The 17,467-nt window shown below is 75.7% G+C and carries 9 protein-coding genes; 4 read left to right on the forward strand and 5 right to left on the reverse strand.

The window, feature by feature from the left end:
• Positions 1 to 26: 26 nt before the first annotated feature.
• The 4 genes from O7618_RS17015 to O7618_RS17030 form a co-directional block, all read right to left on the reverse strand.
• The gene (locus O7618_RS17015) at positions 27 to 1,532 is read right to left on the reverse strand and encodes a Na+/H+ antiporter subunit D (protein WP_278107077.1); all 1,506 of its coding nucleotides are present in this window, start codon (positions 1,530 to 1,532) and stop codon (positions 27 to 29) included.
• Complete coding sequence (locus O7618_RS17020; RefSeq protein ID WP_278107078.1) at positions 1,529 to 2,008, reverse strand: Na(+)/H(+) antiporter subunit C; 480 nt, start codon at positions 2,006 to 2,008, stop codon at positions 1,529 to 1,531. Before O7618_RS17020 ends, O7618_RS17015 begins: the two co-directional genes overlap by 4 nt.
• The gene (locus O7618_RS17025; protein ID WP_278107079.1) at positions 2,005 to 4,836 is read right to left on the reverse strand and encodes a Na+/H+ antiporter subunit A; all 2,832 of its coding nucleotides are present in this window, start codon (positions 4,834 to 4,836) and stop codon (positions 2,005 to 2,007) included. Before O7618_RS17025 ends, O7618_RS17020 begins: the two co-directional genes overlap by 4 nt.
• A 287-nt stretch (positions 4,837 to 5,123) precedes the next feature.
• On the reverse strand, positions 5,124 to 5,477 hold the full coding sequence (locus tag O7618_RS17030; protein WP_278107080.1) for a hypothetical protein: 354 nt from the start codon (positions 5,475 to 5,477) through the stop codon (positions 5,124 to 5,126).
• A 177-nt stretch (positions 5,478 to 5,654) separates the two neighbouring features.
• On the opposite strand from O7618_RS17030, the gene O7618_RS17035 reads away from it, so the two are divergent.
• Positions 5,655 to 10,406 (forward strand): DEAD/DEAH box helicase, encoded by a 4,752-nt coding sequence (locus tag O7618_RS17035; RefSeq protein ID WP_278107081.1) that lies wholly within the window; start codon positions 5,655 to 5,657, stop codon positions 10,404 to 10,406.
• Positions 10,407 to 10,429: 23 nt separating this feature from the next.
• Positions 10,430 to 11,215 (forward strand): SAM-dependent chlorinase/fluorinase, encoded by a 786-nt coding sequence (locus tag O7618_RS17040; protein WP_278107082.1) that lies wholly within the window; start codon positions 10,430 to 10,432, stop codon positions 11,213 to 11,215.
• A gap of 88 nt (positions 11,216 to 11,303) precedes the next feature.
• On the opposite strand, the gene O7618_RS17045 is transcribed toward O7618_RS17040, so the two are convergent.
• Positions 11,304 to 12,551 carry a hypothetical protein gene (locus O7618_RS17045; protein WP_278107084.1) on the reverse strand — a complete coding sequence of 416 codons (1,248 nt, stop codon included), beginning with the start codon at positions 12,549 to 12,551 and terminating at the stop codon, positions 11,304 to 11,306.
• 107 nt (positions 12,552 to 12,658) lie between these two features.
• Here O7618_RS17045 and O7618_RS17050 point away from each other — a divergent pair, with 107 nt between their 5' ends.
• Positions 12,659 to 13,474 (forward strand): DNA-formamidopyrimidine glycosylase family protein, encoded by an 816-nt coding sequence (locus tag O7618_RS17050; protein WP_278107085.1) that lies wholly within the window; start codon positions 12,659 to 12,661, stop codon positions 13,472 to 13,474.
• 145 nt (positions 13,475 to 13,619) lie between these two features.
• Entirely contained in the window at positions 13,620 to 17,246 is a 3,627-nt protein-coding gene (locus tag O7618_RS17055; protein WP_278107086.1) for a multicopper oxidase domain-containing protein, read from the forward strand.
• Positions 17,247 to 17,467 lie beyond the last annotated feature (221 nt).

Consider the following 17,467-nt stretch of genomic DNA (forward strand, 5'->3'; position numbering starts at 1 on the left):
GGCGCGGCCGGGGGACGGACCGCCGCTCACGGCACGTCCCGGGGCAGGACCGCCCGGATGTACGGGGTGCGCTGGCGCAGGTCGGCGGCGGCGTCCGCGGTGACCTGGAACAGTGGACCCGCGACCAGGGTGAGCAGCACACCGAGCGCCACCAGCGCGGCGGTGGCGCCGACCATCAGGCCGGGCAGCCGGGCGTCCGGGCTGGAGGTGGCGAGTTTCGGGGCCCGCCAGAACGCGATGTTCCACACCCGGGACGCGACGTAGAGGGTGAGCAGGCTGGTCAGCGTCCCGGCCCCGACCAGCACGGCGGGCAGCGCCCCGCCGGCCGCGACCCCGGCCTGGAGCAGGCCGAGCTTGCCGAGGAAGCCGGAGAACGGCGGGATGCCCGCCAGGTTCATCGCCGGGACGAAGAACAGCACGGCGACCACCGGGGTGACCCGGGCCAGCCCGCCGAGCCGGCGCAGGTCGGTGCTGCCGGCCCGCTCCTCGACCAGGCCGGCGACCAGGAAGAGCGTGGTCTGGACGGTGATGTGGTGCACCACGTAGAAGATCGACCCGGACAGGCCGGCGACGCTGCTCAGCGCCACCCCGAAGATCATGTAGCCGATGTGGCTGACCAGGGTGAAGGAGAACAACCGCTTCATGTCCGACTGGGCGACCGCGCCGAGGATGCCCACCACCATGGTCAGCCCGGCCACCACCATCAGCAGGCCGGACACCTCGCCGCCGGGGAAGAGCAGCGTCTCGGTGCGGATGATCGCGTACACGCCGACCTTGGTGAGCAGGCCGGCGAAGACCGCGGTGACCGGCGCGGGGGCGGTCGGATAGCTGTCCGGCAACCAGGCCGACACCGGGAAGACCGCCGCCTTGATGCCGAACGCCAGCAGCAACATGAGTTGCAGGGTCAGGCGTACGCCGGACGGCACCGCGTCCAGCCGGCCGGCGAGTTGCGCCATGTTCAGCGTCCCGGTGGCCGCGTAGACGAGTCCCACGGCGGACAGGAAGAGCAGCGACGACAGGATGCTGACCACCACGTACGTCGAGCCGGTGCGCAGCCGGGCCTCGGTGCCGCCCAGCGTGATCAGCACGAAGCTGGCGGCCAGCAGGATCTCGAAGCCGACGAAGAGGTTGAACAGGTCACCGGCCAGGAACGCGTTCGTCACGCCGGCGGTGAGCACCAGGTAGGTGGGGTGGTAGATGCTCACCGGCGCGGTCTCGCCGGTCTCCGCCCGACCCTGGCCGATCGAGTAGAGCAGCACGCAGAGGGTGACCGCCGAGGAGACCACCACCATCAGCGCCGCCAACTGGTCGGCCACCAGCACGATGCCGACCGGCGCCGGCCAGCCGCCCACCCGCACCACCACCGGCCCGTGCCGGTACGCCCCGACCAGCAGCACCACCGCGACCAGCAGGACGCTGCCCAGGCAGAGCACGCTTATCGAACGCTGCAACCGGGGCCGGCCGGTCAGGATCAGGGTCAGCGCCGCGCCGAGCAGCGGCACCACCACCGGCAGCGGCACCAGCCCGCTCATGTCTTCCCGTCCCGGCGCAGCCGGCGGCGGGCCGGCTCCGGGTCGACCTGTTCCCGGTCGTCGTCGGCGCCCTCTCCGCCGAGGTCCGCGGCGGCCACCTCGTCGCGCCCGGCCAGCCGGACGATCTGCCGGTCCTCCAGGTCGTCCTGCACCTCGTCGTCGCCGCTGGTGTACCAGCTCCGGTAGGCGACCGCGAGCAGGAACGCGGTCAGCCCGAACGTGATCACCACGGCGGTGAGCACCATCGCCTGCGGCAACGCGTCGCTCATCGCGTCGACCGGCGCGGTGCCGGCCAGCGGGGCCGCGCCGGACCGGCCGCCCAGCAGGATCAGCAGGTTGACCCCGTTGCCGAGCAGGATGACGCCGAGCAGGATCCGGGTCAGGCTGCGCTCCAGCAGCAGCGTGACGCCGGTGGCGACGAGCACCCCGACCGCCAGCACCAGCACCAGCGTCGGCCCGGCCGCCCCCCGCGTCATGACGGCGGACCCTCGCGCTGGACGGTCAGGCCGCGGCCCGGCTCGCCGGCGGCCTCGACGTGCCGGTCCACCTCGGCGCCGAGGCTGCGCAGGATGTCCAGCACCAGCCCGACCACCACCAGGTAGACGCCGACGTCGAAGAAGATCGAGGTGACCAGGTAGAAGTGGCCGATCAGGGGCAGCCACAGATCCACCTTGACGCTCTGCAGCACCTCGCCGGTGAGCAGCAGGCCGACCACCCCGCTGCCGACCGAGACGGCCAGACCCGCGCCGAGCACCGTGCCGGCACCGACCGGGGCCGCCTCGGCCAGCTCGTACCGCCCCCCGGCCAGGTAGCGCAGGGTCAACGCGAGGCCGGCGACCAGCCCGCCGGAGAAGCCGCCGCCCGGGGCGTTGTGCCCGGAGAAGAGCAGGAACAGCGAGAAGAGCAGCACGGTGTGGAAGATCAGCCGGGTGACCACCTCGAACACGATCGAGCGCCGGCGCTCGCCGAGCGTCTGCCCGCCGAGCAGCCAGACCGTGCGCCCGGAGCGCGGCATCGCCGGGCGGGGGCGACGGGGGCGCGGCCCGGTGCGGGAGCGCTCGAAGATCAGGCTGGCCACCCCGGTCGCGGTGACCACCAGCACCGAGATCTCCCCCATGGTGTCCCAGGCGCGGATGTCGACGAGGGTCACGTTGACCACGTTGCGGCCGTACCCCTGGGTGACGGCCAGGTCGGGGAAGGCCGCGGAGATCGACGGCGCCCGCCGGGCGCCGGCCGCCGCGAGCGCCAGGCCGGCCATGACCAGCCCGGCGACGCCCCCGATGCCCCGGCGCACCCACCGGCTGCGGCGCAGCGGCCGGGCCGAGAAGCGTTCCGGCAGCCGCCGCAGCACCAGCACGAAGATGGCGATGGTGGCGGTCTCCACCAGGAACTGGGTGAGTGCCAGGTCCGGCGCGCCGTAGAGGACGAACATCATCGCCGTGCCGTAGCCGGTGACGCCGACCAGCAGCATGGCGGTGAGCCGGCGGCGGGCGCCGACCGCGAGCACCGCCGCTACCGCGATCACCACGCAGACCACCAGCTGGGCCGGGTTGTCCCAGGGCGCCAGCTCCACCCGCCACGGCGCGGTGGCCAGCAGCGCCCCGCCCGGCACCAGCACCAGGGCCAGCAGGACGGTGCCCAGATACTGCGGCAGCGAGCCGCGCTGGGTGACGCTGGTGACCTCGATGGCGAGCCGGTCGAAGCCGTGGGTCACCCGCTCGTACCCCTGCTTGCCGGAGACCGGCGAGCGCAGCCGGGCCAGCACCGGGGCGAGCGGACCCCGGACCAGGTGCAGCGCCACGCCGCCGGCCAGCACCAGGGCGGAGAGGCCGAGCGCCGTGGTGGGCCCGTGCCAGAGCGCCAGGTGCTCGTCGACCGGGCCGAACAACTCCGCGTACGGTTCGAGCAGGCCGCTCAGCCAGCCGGCGGCCGGCCCGGCGGCGAAGCCGGCCACGGCGAGCACCGCCGGGGGGCCGAGCATCGCGGCGGGCGGCCGGGCCACCTCGGTGTCCGCGAGGCCGGGCCGGGTGCCGAACGCGCCCCACAGGAAGCGGATGCTGTAGGCCACGGTGAGCGCGCTGCCGGCGACCAGCGCCGCCAGCACCCACGGCTGGTCGGCGAACGCGGCGAGCACCGCCTCCTTGGCCACGAAGCCGAGCAGCGGGGGCACCCCGGCCATCGACGCCGCCGCGAGCGTGGCGACGCCGGCGAGCACCGGCGCGGCCCGGCCCACCCCGGACAGGTCCCGCAGGTCCCGGCTGCCCGCCTCGTGGTCGAGGATGCCGACGACCAGGAAGAGCGCCGACTTGAACAGCGCGTGCGCGGCCAGCATGGCCACGCCGGCCAGGGCCGCGTGCGGGGTGCCCGCGCCGAGGACCACGGCGAGCAGGCCGAGCTGGCTGACCGTGCCGTACGCCAGCAGCAGCTTCAGGTCGCACTGCCGCAGCGCCGCCCAGCCGCCGGCGACGAGCGTGACCAACCCGGCGACCACGGTGACCGGCCGCCACGGCCCGACCGGGGCGAGCGCCGGCCCGAGCAGCCCGATCAGGAAGACGCCCGCCTTCACCATCGCGGCGGCGTGCAGGTAGGCGCTGACCGGCGTCGGCGCCGCCATCGCCACCGGCAGCCAGGCGTTGAACGGGAACACCGCGGATTTCGCCAGCGCGCCGGCCAGGATCAGCAGCACCGCGGTGGTCAGCCAACCGCCGCCGGGCAACGGCGCGGCGGCCACCGCCGACCAGCGGTAACCGCCGGCGTGCTGGCCGAGCAGCAGGAACCCGACGAGCATCGCGAGCCCGCCCAGCGTGGTGACGGTGAGCGCCTGGGCGGCGGCCCACCGGCTGGCCCGGCGCTCGGTGCTGTGCCCGATCAGCAGGTAGGAGAAGACGGTGGTCAACTCCCAGAAGACGTAGAGCAGCAGCAGGTCGTCGGAGACGACGAGGCCGAGCATGGCGCCGGCGAAGGCGACCAGCACGGCGGCGAACCGGCCCAGGCCGATCGAGCCGGGCGGGAAGTAGCGGGCGGAGTAGACCAGCACGAGCGCGCCGACGCCGCCGACGAGCAGCAGCATCAGCCAGGACAGCGTGGTGACCCGCAGCGCGACGTCGAACCGGAGTTGGGGGATCCAGCGGTACGTCTCGACGATCGCTCCGCCGTCGCGCACCGCGCCGGTGTGCGCCACCGCCCAGCCGACCGCGGTGGCCGGGACGAGCGCGAGCAGCAGGCAGGCGCGCGGCCCCCACCTGCTGACCAGCAGTGGGGCGACCAGGGCCGCCACCAGGTGCAGGATCAGCAGGACGAGCACACGCACTCCCGGTCGAGGTGACAGCGCGGCGGCGCACGCTGGGGGCACGACCGATCACACGCCACTTCCCACCCGCCCGCGCCGTTTTCCCCGAATCCCACCCACCCCGCCCGACCCCACCCGGCCCCCGCCAGGTCGATCAAGGAGTTTGCGTCAAGACATGCGTCGACCGCCGGCGCGAACTCCTCGATCGACACCGAGGACGGGGGAGGGAGGGTTGGTGAGTGCGGCGGGCCGGCTGGAGGGTGGGAGCCGGAGGGGGTGCCAGGCCGGGAGCCGCGGGGTCGTCAGTGGAGGGGGGCGGGCTCGCGGCGCGCGGCCACGGGCGGGTGGGGGACGGCGAGATGGCGGGCCGTGCGGTCGACCACGCGCTGCGCGTCGGCGAGGGAGCGGACCGGCAGCCGGGCGTCGCGGCTCTCCCGGCGGAGGACGAAGTAGTGCACCGCGGCGCGGACCAGCGCCCGGTCGGCGGCGCTGGAGCGGGCGGTGGCGACGACAAGCTCGCGCAGCTGGCGGGCCAGTTCCTCGGCCAGCTCCAGCTCGGTGCCGCGCAGACCGCCGCGGAGCGTGGCGAGCCGGCTGTCGACCTTGCGGATGAGCACGTCGGTGCCGGGCCTGAAGCCTCGCTCGTCAACGGTCATCCACGCCTCCAGCCGCGCCGCGTTGCGAGTGAAGTTACTTTATGTTGCAGGTCGCAAGCAAGCAGTTAAGTAAGACTTAACGGATTAAAGCCCCTATTCATCACGTCAATTGCTCGGGTGGGACGGAACCGCCCCGGCGCCGGACCGGATGTCGCACCGGCGCGGCAGGATGGTGGCGTGGCGGACGAGGTGACCCCGACGGGCGGGCAGCGGGCGGAGTTCGGCGCGGCGACCCGGGAGTGGTTCACCGCGGCGTTCGCCGCGCCCACACCCGCCCAGGAGGGCGCGTGGCGCTCCGTGGCCGCCGGCCGCAACGCCCTCGTGGTCGCGCCGACCGGCTCCGGCAAGACGCTCGCGGCGTTTCTCTGGTCGCTCGACCGGCTGGGCAAGGAACCGCCGCCGGCCGATCCCCGGCGGCGCTGCCGGGTGCTCTACGTCAGCCCGCTCAAGGCGCTCGCCGTCGACGTCGAGCGCAACCTGCGCACCCCGCTCATCGGCATCCGCCAGGCCGCCACCCGGCTCGGCGTCGAGCCGCCCGACATCACCGTCGGCATGCGCACCGGCGACACCCCGGCCGACGAGCGGCGGGCCTTCGCCCGCACCCCGCCGGACGTGCTCATCACCACGCCCGAGTCGCTGTTCCTGCTGCTCACCTCCGCCGCCCGCGACTCGCTGCGCGGGGTGGACACGGTGATCGTCGACGAGGTGCACGCGGTCGCCGGCACCAAGCGCGGCGCGCACCTGGCGCTCTCCCTGGAACGACTCGACGCGCTGCTCGACCGCCCCGCGCAGCGGATCGGGCTCTCCGCCACGGTGCGGCCGATCGACGTCTGCGCCCGGTTCCTCGGCGGGGCCCGTCCGGTCGACGTGGTGCAACCGCCGGCCGACAAGACCATCGAGGTCAGCGTCCAGGTCCCGGTGGAGGACATGACCCGCCTCGACGAGCAGGAGCAACCGGAGGACGAGTTGGGCGGGCTCGGTCCGCGCCGCCCGTCGATCTGGCCGGCGGTCGAGGAGCGGGTGCTGGCGCTGATCCGCGCGCACCGGTCCACCATCGTCTTCACCAACTCGCGGCGCGGCGCCGAACGGCTCTGCGCCCGCCTCAACGAGCTGGCCGCCGAGGAGGCGGAGGCGTCCGCCGCTCCGGAGGGCGGCCGCGTGGCCGCCGGCGGCGAGCCGGTGCGCGTATCCGATCTCCTGCCCGGCGGCGACGGCCCGGCGACCGGCGACGGCGCGACTGACGGCGCGGGCCCGGCGACCGGCCGCGGCGCGGGCCCGGCGGACCTGGGCGGGCGGCGCGGCGCGGACGCCTTCGCCGGGCCGGTCGGGCCGGTGCGCGCGCCCCGGCAGCCGGCCGAGGTGATGGCGCAGTCCGGCGCGGCGGCCGGCGCGCCGACGGTGATCGCCCGCGCGCACCACGGCAGCGTCTCCCGGGAGGAGCGCAAGCACATCGAGGAGGCGCTCAAGTCCGGCCAGTTGCCCGCCGTGGTCGCCACCTCCAGCCTGGAGCTGGGCATCGACATGGGCGCGGTCGACCTGGTGGTGCAGATCGAGGCGCCGCCCAGCGTCGCGGCCGGCCTGCAACGGGTGGGCCGGGCCGGGCACCAGGTGGGCGCGGTCTCCCGCGGGGTGGTCTTCCCCAAGCACCGCGGCGACCTGCTCTCCTGCACAGTGGTCGCCGAGCGGATGGGGGTGGGCGCGATCGAGGAGCTGCACTACCCGCGCAACCCGCTCGACGTGCTGGCCCAGCAGATCGTCGCCATGGTGGCGCTGGAGCCGTGGCCGCTCGGCGACCTGGCCGTGCTGGTCCGCCGGGCGGCGCCCTTCGCCGAACTGCCCGACTCGGCGCTGCACGCGGTGCTCGACATGCTCTCCGGCCGCTACCCGTCGACCGCCTTCGCCGAGCTGCGCCCCCGACTGGTCTGGGACCGCGCGACCGACGTGCTGACCGGCCGGCCCGGCGCCCAGCGGCTCGCCGTGACCAGTGGTGGCACCATTCCCGACCGGGGCCTGTTCGGCGTCTTCCTGGCCGGGGCCGAGCGGGCCGCCCGGGTCGGCGAGCTGGACGAGGAGATGGTCTACGAGTCCCGGGTCGGCGACGTGTTCCTGCTCGGCTCGTCGTCCTGGCGGATCGAGGAGATCACCCCCGACCGGGTCCTGGTCTCCCCCGCGCCCGGCCAGGCCGCCCGGATGCCGTTCTGGAAGGGTGACCAGCTCGGCCGCCCGGTCGAGTTGGGCCGGGCGATCGGCGCCCGGGTCCGGGCGCTGCTGCGGCAGTCCGACGCCGACGCGGTGGCGGCGCTGCGCGCCGGCGGGCTCGACGACTGGGCGGCCGGCAACCTGATGAACTACCTGCGCGAGCAGAAGGCGGCCACCCGTTCGCTGCCCGACGACCGGACGGTGGTGGTCGAACGGTTCCGCGACGAGCTGGGCGACTGGCGACTCGCCGTGCACTCGGTGCTCGGCGCCCGGGTCAACGGGCCGTGGGCGCTCGCCATCGGCCGCCGGCTGGCCGAACGCTACGGCGTGGACGCCCAGGTCATGCCCTCCGACGACGGCATCGTGGTGCGGCTGCCGGACACCGCCGAGGAGCCGCCCGGCGCCGACGTGGTGGTCTTCGAGCCGGACGAGATCGCCCAGCTGGTCGAGGAGTCGGTCGGCACGTCGGCGTTGTTCGCCTCCCGGTTCCGCGAGTGCGCGGCCCGGTCGCTGCTGCTGCCCCGCCGCGACCCACGCCGCCGCCAGCCACTCTGGGCGCAGCGCCAGCGCGCCGCGCAACTGCTCGACGTGGCCCGTGAATACGCCGACTTCCCGGTCACCCTGGAGGCCGCCCGCGAGTGCCTGCAGGACGTCTTCGACCAGCCGGCCCTGGCCGAGCTGATGCGCGACCTGGCCGCCCGCAAGGTGCGCCTGGTCGAGGTCGAGTCCGAGCGCCCGTCGCCGTTCGCCCGGTCGCTGCTCTTCGGCTACGTCGGCGCCTTCCTCTACGAGGGCGACGCGCCCCTGGCCGAGCGGCGGGCCGCCGCGTTGGCGCTCGACTCCGGGCTGCTCGGTGAGTTGCTCGGCCGGGTCGACCTGCGGGAGCTGCTCGACCCGGCGGTGCTCGCCGAGAGCGAGCGCCAACTGCGCTGGCGCACCGAGCAGCGGCGCCCCCGTGACGCCGAGGACGTGGTCGAGCTGCTCCGGGTGGTCGGCGACCTGAGCGCCGCCGAGCTGGCCGAGCGGGGGGTGCCGGACGCCTGGCCCGAGGAGCTGGCGGCGGCCCGCCGGGTGCTGCGGCTCCGGGTCGCCGGCGAGGAGCGCTGGGTGATCGTCGAGGACGCGGCCCGGCTGCGCGACGCGCTCGGGGTGGCGCTGCCGGTCGGGGTGGCCGAGGCCCACCTGGCGCCCGTGGCCGACCCGCTCGGCGACCTGGTCGCCCGCTACGCCCGCACCCACGGCCCGTTCGCGGCGGCCACCTGCGCGGCCCGGTTCGGGCTGGGGGTGTTCGTGGTCGAGCAGGCGCTGCGCCGGCTCGCGGCGAACGGCCGGGTGGTTTCCGGCGAGTTCGCCCCGGACAGCGTGGGCACGCAGTGGTGCGACGCCGAGGTGCTGCGCCTGCTGCGCCGCCGCTCCCTGGCGGCGCTGCGCCGCGAGATCGAACCGGTGCCGCCCCGGGCGCTCGCCGCGTTCCTGCCCCGTTGGCAACAGGTCGGCTCGTCGGCGCGGGGCGTCGAGGCGGTCGCCGCCGCCGTCGAGCAGGTGCAGGGCGTGACCGTGCCGGCGTCCGCGCTGGAGCGGCTGGTGCTGCCGGCGCGGGTCGCCGACTACGTGCCCGCCCAGCTCGACGAGCTGTGCGCGAGCGGCGAGGTGGTCTGGGCCGGCGCCGGTGCGATCTCCGGCGGCGACGGGTGGGTGAGGCTGGCCTACGCCGACGTCGCGCCGCTGCTGCTGCCGCCGCCGGACGAGGCGCTGACGCTCACCCCGTCGCACGAGGCCGTGCTCGACGCGCTCGCCGACGGGCAGGCACTCTTCTTCCGTTCGCTCTCCGACCGGGTCGGGGCCACCGACGACGCCGCCCTGTCGGCCGTGGTGTGGGACCTGGTCTGGGCCGGTCACCTGACCAACGACACGCTGGCGCCGCTGCGCGCCGCGGTGGGCGCCGGCGGGGCGCACCGGTCCCGGCCGTCGGCGCCGCGCACCCGCTACCGCCGCCCGGGCCGGGTCGCGCTGCCCAGCCGTGGCGGACCACCGACGATGGCCGGCCGCTGGTCCCGGCTGCCCGAGCGTGACCTCGACCCGACCCGTCGAGCCGCCGCCCTGGCCGACCTGCTGCTCGAACGGCACGGCGTGGTGACCCGAGGCGCGGTGGTGGCCGAGCAGGTGACGGGCGGTTTCGCCGCGGTCTATCCGGTGCTGTCCGCGCTGGAGGAGCGGGGGGCGGCCCGGCGCGGCTACTTCGTCGAGGGTCTCGGCGCGGCCCAGTTCGCGGTGCCCGGCGCGGTCGACCGGATCCGCGCCCTGGCCGATCCGGGCGACGGCGGCCGGGGTGGCGGCGGGCCGGCGGTGGTGCTGGCCGCCACCGACCCGGCGAACCCGTATGGCGCGGCGCTGCCCTGGCCGGAGCGGGTGGTCGACTCGGGTGACGGCGCCGCCCCGGCCACCGGTCACCGGGCCGGGCGCAAGGCCGGCGCGCTGGTGGTGCTGGTCGGCGGCGACCTGGTGCTCTACGTCGAGCGGGGTGGACGGACGATCCTGTCGTTCACCGACGACGTCGACGCGCTGGGCGCGGCGGGCAAGGCGCTCGCCGACGCGGTGCACTCGGGCGCCTTGGGCGCGATCTCGGTGGAGCGCGCCGACGGTGAGGCGGTGCGCTCCTCGCCGCTGCGCGACGCGCTCACCGCGGCCGGCTTCCGGGCCACCCCCCGGGGCCTGCGCCTGCGCGGCTGACCCACCACGACGAGGAGGAGCCGATGACCGGGGCGTGTGTCTCGCTGACCACCGACTACGGGCTGGCGGACGGCTTCGTGGCGGCCTGCCACGGGGTGCTCGCCCGGCTCGCGCCCGCCGCCCGGGTGATCGACGTGACCCACCTGGTGCCGCCGGCCGACGTGCGTCGGGGCGCCGCGGTGCTCGCGCAGGCAGTGCCGTACCTGCCGGTCGGGGTGCACGTCGCGGTGGTCGACCCGGGGGTCGGCACCGAGCGGCGCGGGGTCGCGCTGGCCACGCCCGGCGGGCTGCTGGTCGGGCCGGACAACGGGCTGCTCCTGCCGGCGGCGGACGCGCTCGGCGGGGTGACCGACGCGGTGGAGCTGACCGACCGGGGGTGGTGGCTGGCGCCGACGATCGCCCGCACCTTCCACGGGCGGGACGTGTTCGCGCCGGTGGCGGCCCGGCTGGCGACCGGCGCGCGGCTGGTCGACGCCGGGCCGGCGGTCGACGCCGGTGACCTGGTTCGGCTGCCCGAGCCGGTGGTCCGCGCCGACGCCGACGGGTTCGCCGCCGAGGTGCTGACCGTCGACCACTTCGGCAACGTCCAGCTCGCCGCGCCGGGCGCGCTGCTCGACGGGCTGCCGCCCCGGGTGCGGGTCGCCGGCCGTGCGGCCGTGCACGGCCGCACGTTCGGCGACGCGGCCTCGGGTGAGCTGGTGGTATACGTCGACTCCGCCGGCCTGGTGGCCGTTGCGGTACGCACCGGCCGCGCCGTCGACGTGCTCGCCGTCACCCCCGGCGACCTGGTCACCGTCACCACTTCCTGAGCCCGGCGCTGGTGCGGGCGAGGGCACGACAGGCGCGCCGGACGGGCCGAGGGCGCGAGATCGCCGGGACGGGCCGGCGCGGGCGGCCTCAGCAGCGGGGGGCGGTGCCGCCGGAGACCGAGGACAGATACGCGTGGCTGACGTAGGTGCCGTCGACGAGGCGGTACCACCTCGTCGTGGTGCGGTAGGTTCCGGCGATCCGCTGCCCGGTCACGTAGCACCGGACCGGCACCTGTGCCGCCGTGGCGGCGAGGCCCCGGCTCGGGTGGGACGTGCTCGCGCCGGTGCGCAGGTTCAGCGGCCCGGAGCCGACCACGGCCCGCGGTCCGTCGGCCGTCCAGAGCAGCGTCACGGTGACCCAGGCGTTGTCGGTGAGCCGCAGCCCGTCCCAGAACGTGCCGTCGGCCAGGTCGAGGCCGGCCGGGTTGCGCACGGTACGCCCGAACTGGTCCCGCCCGCCGTTGTAGCCGCTCTGGTGGGCGGCCTGCGCCTCGGGCAGCCCCTGCGGCAGGTCCTTCCAGTTCTCCCGGACCGCCGGAGGGTTCCACCAGTCGTCCCGGGTGTTCCACGGGCCGACGTCCCAGACCGGCGCGTACTCGCAGCGGCTGCCGCTGGTGGTGCAGACCTTGACCGTGTAGTCGCCGGTCCCGCGTGGGGAGAGGCCGCGCCGGGTGGGCAGCGCCGCGAAGTGGTCGCGGGGGCCGACCGTGTGCCCGTTGGCGGTGATGCCGCCGACGAGGCCGATCCTGGTCGCGTACACCCGGTAGGTGCGCGCGACGGCCGGCGGGGCCGCGGTGGGGGCGGGGCGGTCGGCGGCGAGCGTCAGCCCGGTCACGGTGGCCTCCGCCGTGGCGTCCGGGGTGGTCAGCACCACGCGGGACTGCACCCGGGTGACCGGCTGGTCGAACACCGCCTCGGCGGCGTCGCGCCACTCGGTCCAGCGGCCGGACCGCCAGCCACGTACCTGGGCCGTCGCCGTGCCACCGTCGCGGGTGCGGGCGGCGAGCCGGGCACGGACCCGGGTGGCGGGCCGGTCCAGCGCGCGCGGCGCGGAGAGCAGGATGCCCTCGGCGACCGGGCCGGCCGCGGCGGCGGGCCGGGTGTGGGCGGTGGGGCGGGGGTCGGCCAGCCGCAGGCGGCCGGACCGCCAGGTGATGTTGACGTCGTCGCCGCCGGCGACGGCGAGGTCGGCGGACCACCGTTCGGCGCCCGGCGCGGCGGCGGCGGACGGTGCGGCGGCGGCCGGTGGCGCGGCCGACGCGGGCGTGCCGGGCACACCGGCGGTCAGGGTGAGCAGGGCGGTCAGGGCGACCAGGGTACGTCGGGCACGGGCCATCGGATTCTCCTCAGAACTCCCTGATCCTTGCCGTCGGCGGGAGGAATGGGAACATAGGTGCAGATAGCGAAACATGCGAATTTCGTTCGGTCGGGGAGAATGGTGGCGTGCCCGAAGGTGACACCGTCTGGAACACCGCCCGCGTCCTGCATCGCGCGCTGGCCGGGGCCCGCCTCACCGGGTCGGACCTCCGCGTGCCGCAACTCGCCGCCACCGACCTGACCGGCTGGACCGTCCACGAGTCGGCCAGCCGCGGCAAGCACCTGCTGCTGCGCCTCAGCGCCCCGGCCGACGCGGCCTGGACGCTGCACTCGCACCTGCGGATGGACGGCGCCTGGCGGGCGTACGCGCCGGGCGAACGGTGGACCGCCCGGCCGGCCCACCTGATCCGGGTGGTGCTCCGCTCCCCCGGCGCGGTCGCGGTCGGCTACCACCTGCACGAGCTGGCGCTGGTCCCGACCGCCGAGGAGGATTCGCTCGTCGGTCACCTCGGCCCGGACCTGCTCGGCCCGGACTGGGACGCGGACGAGGCGGTGCGCCGGCTGGCCGGGCACCCGGAGCTGAGCATCGGCGAGGCGCTGCTCGACCAGCGCAACCTGGCCGGGGTGGGCAACCTCTACAAGTGCGAGGTGCTCTTCCTGCGCGGGGTGTCGCCGTGGACGCCGGTGCGGGCGGTGCCCGACCTGCCCGGCACGGTCACGCTGGCCCAGCGGCTGCTCGCGGCCAACCGGGGCCGCTGGACGCAGAGCACGACCGGGGTGCTGCGCCGGGGCGGGACCAGCTACGTCTACGGCCGCCGGGCGCAGCCGTGCCGGCGCTGCGGGACGGCCATCCGCAAGGAGGAGCTGGGCGAGCGGGTCACCTACTGGTGCCCGGTGTGCCAGCCGGAGCGGACCGACGTGGAACTTCCACGAACCACCTAAGATCACCTGAGATACGGACGATTGGGTAATTCCCTCCCACGCCCTCGGTGTCGCATGCTGCGGTGGACCGCTCACCGATCGTCAGCAGCGCGTACGCCCGCCACGCCGGGGTGACGGCCGGCGCGCCCCGATCCCGGGGAGAGCCATGGTGCTGTTCCGCAGACTCCGGCCCGGCCGGCCGGACCGGGCCGCCACGGTCGCCGAGGAGACCGCGCCCACCGTCCCCACCGCCCGCGTCGCCGACCCGGAGCCGGCCGAAGCCACGACGCCGGCCGCGCCGGCCAGCCTGGACCCGGGTGCCGTGCCGCGCCTGTTCGGGCCGGCGCCGAACACCGCCGGCAGCCCGCTGCCCACGCTCGACGCGGACGGCCGACCGACGCCCGGCACCGGCATCCGCAAGTTCGTCGACCCGCTGCCGCTGCCCGGTGGGCCACCCACCGCCGGGCTCGGCACCCGACTGCCGGTCGCCGTGCCGGACACCACCACCTGGCCGGGCTGCGACTACTACGAGATCGGCCTCCAGGAGTACGCGCAGCGCCTGCACCGGGACCTGCCGGCCACCCGGCTGCGCGGCTATCGCCAGCTCAACCTGGGCACCGACGCGTCCGGCCACAACACGGTGAGCCCGCCCGACCGGCCCTGGCACCTCGGCCCGATGATCCTCGCCCGGCGGGGCCGACCCGTGCGGATCAAGTTCATCAACCAGCTCCCCACCGGCCGGGCGGGCGAGCTGTTCCTCCCGGTCGACGGCACGGTCGACGGAGCCGGCGCCGGACCGCTGGACGGCCCCGCGCCCTACCCGCAGAACCGGGCGGTGCCGCACCTGTCCGGCGCGCGGACCGGCTGGACCAGCGCCGGCAACCCGTGGCAGTGGGTGACCCCGGCCGGCGAGATCACGCCGTACCCGGTCGGGGTGGGCGTGACGCCGGTGCCGGACATGCCGGCCCCCGGCGCGGGCGCCACCACGCTCTACTTCCCGAACGACCAGAGCGGCCGGCTGATGTGGCTGCACGACAACACCCTCGGCCTGTCTCGACTCACCGTCTACTCCGGGCAGCTCGCCCTCTACCTGCTCACCGACCCGGCCGAGGAGCGGCTGGTGGACGACGGCGTGCTCCCCGCCGACCAACTCCCGCTGGTGATCGAGGACAAGACGTTCGTACCCGACGACGCCCAGCTCGCCGCCCAGGACCCGACCTGGGACCGGGACCGCTGGGGCGCCAAGGGCAGCCTCTGGCACCCGCACGTCTACCAGCCCCGGCAGAACCCCTACCGGCTCAGCGGCGCCAACCCGACCGGCCGCTGGGACTACGGACCGTGGGCCCACGACCCGGACGGCGGCGCGAGCCCCTGGGTCGCCCCGGTGCCGAACCCGCACCACGACCCGGTGAGCGAACCGGACGAACCGCCGCTGGTCCCGGGGGTGCCGCACCCGTCGGCGGTGCCCGAGGCGTACGGGGACACCCCGCTGGTCAACGGCGTGGCGTATCCCTACCTGGAGGTCGCCCCGCGGGCGTACCGGTTCCGGATCCTGAACGCCTGCGCGGACCGGGCGCTCAACCTCCAGCTCTACCGGGCCGCCTCGGACGCGCCGATGTGGACGCCGGACGGCGAACCGGGCGACCCGCACGCCGGCGAGGTGCCGATGGTCGAGGCGGTCCGGGCACCCGGGCGCCCCGCATACTGGCCGGTCGACGGGCGGGACGGCGGCGTGCCCGACCCGGCCGCCGCCGGGCCGGAGCTGGTCCAGATCGGCAACGAGGGCGGCCTGCTGCCGGCCCCGGTGGTGCTGACCAACCGGCCGGTCGACTACCGGTACGACCGGCAGGACCCGACCGTGCTCAACGTGGACGGCCACACGCTGCTGCTCGCCCCCGGTGAGCGCGCCGACGTGCTGGTGGACTTCTCCACCGTGCCGCCGGGCAGCACGCTGATCCTCTACAACGACTGCCCGGCGCCGCTGCCCCGGTTCGACGACCGCTACGACCACCACACGGTCGCGTCCGACCGCACCGCCTCGGGCGGCCTGCCGCCGGCGCACCCCGGCTACGGCCCGAACACCCGAACCCTGCTCCAGATCCGGGTCACCGGCACCCCGGCTCCCCGGTATGATCTCGGGCGCCTCGCCGACCGTCTGCCCGGCGCGTACGCGCGGAGCCAGCCGCCGCCGATCGTGCCGCAGCCGGCGTACGACCCGGCGTTCGGCACCCGCACCGCCGGCCCGACCCTCGTCCCGGCGCGGGCCGCCTCGGTGACGTTCACCCCGGCCGGCGCGTCCGGCCCGGTGACGCTGCCGCTGTCGGTGAAGTCGGTCGGGCAGGTGTTCGAGCCCCGGCACGGCCGGGCGGTGGGCCGGCTCGGCGGCGCCCACCCGGTCGGCGGTCCGCTCTTCCCGGCCGTCCTGCCGCTCGGGCCGACGGAGCCGGCCACCGAGGTGCTGTTCGTGACCGACCCGAGCCTGCCGGTGGGCGCGCCGACGGACGGCACCCAACTCTGGCGGATCGTCGGCGACGCCGACCGCACCCATCCCGTGCACGTCGAGGGCTGCGACGTGCAATTGGTCAACCGGGTCGGCTGGGACGGCACGCTCCGGCCACCGGAGGCGGGCGAGTTGGGGTGGAAGGACACCGTCCGGGTCAACCCCCGGGAGGACGTGGTCGTGGCGCTGCGCCCCGTCCCGCCCAGCCTGCCGTTCACGATCGGCGACAGCGTACGGCTGCTCGACCCGACCCGGCCGGCGGGCGCGCGCCTGGACGCCGGCGGGGTCAGCCCGGTCGACGGCCGACCCACCGTGGTGGTCAACCAGGTGGTCAACCTGGGCTGGGAGTACCGCTGGCAGACCCGCTCGGCGGGGCTGCGCGACCTGGGCATGAGCCGGCCACTGGTGCTGCGGGTGACACCCCGGGCGCCGACCGGGCTGACCGCGACGCCGGTGCCGGGCTCGGCCACCGCGCTGCCCGCCATCGCGCTGGCCTGGACCGGCAACGGCAGCCGCCCGCAGGCCACCAGCCACCGGCTGCAACGCGCCACCGACAGCGCCTTCACCACCGGCCGCACCGAGCTCACCGTGGCCGCCACCGCCACCCGCTACACGGACGCGACGGTCACCCCCGGCGTCACCTATCACTACCGGATCCGGGCCGAGAACGCGGTGAGCTGCTCGGCCTGGTCCAACAGCGCGCCGGCCTCGGTGCACCTGACCGCGCCGGCCCGGCTGACCGCATCCGTGCCGCCGGCCGCGCCGGCCCGGGTGGCGTTGCGCTGGGTCAACCACTCCTTCGCCACCGGCGTGGACGTGCAGCGGGCCACCAACCCGACGTTCACCAGCGGGCCGGGCACCACGGCGATCGCGGTCGGCGAGAACCATCTGGACCAGGCCGTCGCTCCGGACACCACCTACTACTACCGGGTCCGCACGACCTACCTGGGCACGGCGTCACCCTGGTCGACCGTTGCCACGGTGCGCATCCCGCCCCGGCCGGCCGCGCCCACCGCGGTGTCCGCCACCGCGGGCACCCCGTCGGAGGACACGGCCACGGTGACGGTGAGCTGGTCGGCGGAGACGCCCGCCGGACCGGGCGCCGGGTTCGTGGTGCAGCGCGCCGCCGACGCGGCGTTCACCCGGGAGCCGGCCACGTTCCGGGTGACCGGCCGGGGCTTCACCAACACCGGGCTGGCCCGTGGCGTCACCTACCACTACCGGGTCCGCGCGACGAACGTCGTCGGCACCTCCCCCTGGACGCCGCCGATCCCCGTCACCACCCCCGACTGACCCGGCCGCGTGCCTCCCGGGGGCCGGCCGGGAGCGCACCCGCGTCGCGCCGGGACGCGGCGCCGAAGAAGACGTCACTTCGGCGCGGTATACCTCAGAGGCATAATCATGACTCCGAGAGGTACGAGTCTTGACCGCATTGCCTCAGGGAAGGCGTCACAGAACGTAACGGCCGAGCAGAGTCCGCTCGACAAACCAGGACAAGCGCGCAATCGCGCGGA

The sequence above is a fragment of the Micromonospora sp. WMMD980 genome, assembly GCF_029626035.1.
Taxonomy (GTDB): Bacteria; Actinomycetota; Actinomycetes; order Mycobacteriales; family Micromonosporaceae; genus Micromonospora.

Coding starts and splice junctions, on each gene's coding strand:
- O7618_RS17020 (WP_278107078.1), bottom strand. CDS start 2,008: ATGACGCGGGGGGCGGCCGGGCCGACGCTGGTGCTGGTGCTGGCGGTC.
- O7618_RS17045 (WP_278107084.1), bottom strand. CDS start 12,551: ATGGCCCGTGCCCGACGTACCCTGGTCGCCCTGACCGCCCTGCTCACC.
- O7618_RS17015 (WP_278107077.1), bottom strand. CDS start 1,532: ATGAGCGGGCTGGTGCCGCTGCCGGTGGTGGTGCCGCTGCTCGGCGCG.
- O7618_RS17040 (WP_278107082.1), top strand. CDS start 10,430: ATGACCGGGGCGTGTGTCTCGCTGACCACCGACTACGGGCTGGCGGAC.
- O7618_RS17055 (WP_278107086.1), top strand. CDS start 13,620: ATGGTGCTGTTCCGCAGACTCCGGCCCGGCCGGCCGGACCGGGCCGCC.
- O7618_RS17030 (WP_278107080.1), bottom strand. CDS start 5,477: ATGACCGTTGACGAGCGAGGCTTCAGGCCCGGCACCGACGTGCTCATC.